Raw genomic sequence first — 922 nt, 5'->3', positions numbered from 1 at the left:
ACATTGCCGGTCGGCTCGTCCGCGACCAGCATCTCGGGCCGGGCGATCACCGCGCGGGCGATCGCGACGCGTTGCTGCTCACCGCCCGACAAGGTCGCCGGTCGTGCCTCGGCGCGTTCGGTCAGGCCGACCCAGGCGAGCATCTCCTCGACCGGTTGGCGCAGATCCGCCTCGGGCATCCCCGCGACGCGTAGCGGCAGAGCGATATTGTCCCAGGTCGACAGGTGCGGGACGAGCCGAAAATCCTGGAACACCACGCCGATGCGGCGGCGGAACCCCGGCATCCGGTCACGCGGGAGCAGCACGGCATCCTCGCCGAACAGCCGGATCACGCCGCGGCTCGGGCGCTGGGCGAGATAGAGCAGCCGGAGCAGCGACGTCTTGCCCGCACCGCTCGCGCCGGTCAAAAAGTAGAAGGCGCCGCTGCGCAGCGTGAACGAGATGTCGGACAGCGTTTCCGCGCCGGTGTCGTAGCGCAAGCCAACATTTTCGAACTGCACGATATTCGCCATGAAATTGGTCGCGCCCGCCCGAGTTCGCCTGTGCCGTGAGCCTCGCTTTCGCATGAAAGCGCGCGCGGCTTCAAGCTGGCGGCCATCTGCAGCGCGGCAGACAGCATCCGGGCGCATGATGCTTGCCACGAGCGGGGGCCACGTGCTTAGTTTGACCGCGAACGGCCCCGTCCCGCGGCCCGCAGTGAATCGTGCCCGATGATCCTCCAATGCCCCGAGTGCAGCACACGCTATCTGGTCCCCGACAGCGCGATCGGCACCGAAGGTCGGACCGTGCGCTGTGCCAATTGCCGCCACAGCTGGTTCCAGGCCGCGACTGACATCACGGCGCCCGACGCGCCGGCCCCTGCGGAGGCAATGCCCGCGGCCCCGCTCGGCTTCGCGCCCGCGCCGCCGTTCGGCGCGGCGTT

At 69.3% G+C, this 922-nt stretch carries 2 protein-coding genes; one reads left to right on the top strand and one right to left on the bottom strand.

The features are described from left to right. On the bottom strand, window positions 1-512 hold a 512-nt coding region (locus tag sphsw_RS09145), incomplete at its 3' end, for a cell division ATP-binding protein FtsE (RefSeq protein WP_031440338.1). 198 nt (window positions 513-710) lie between these two features. On the opposite strand from sphsw_RS09145, the gene sphsw_RS20380 reads away from it, so the two are divergent. Then, window positions 711-922, top strand: a 212-nt coding sequence (locus sphsw_RS20380) for a zinc-ribbon domain-containing protein (RefSeq protein ID WP_031440337.1), incomplete at its 3' end; no start/stop codon positions are given.

Origin of the sequence: Sphingomonas sp. FUKUSWIS1, assembly GCF_000733135.1 — a bacterium.
In the GTDB taxonomy this organism is placed as follows: Bacteria; Pseudomonadota; Alphaproteobacteria; order Sphingomonadales; family Sphingomonadaceae; genus Sphingomonas; species Sphingomonas aerolata.
This window is presented reverse-complemented; position numbering and strand designations above follow the sequence as displayed.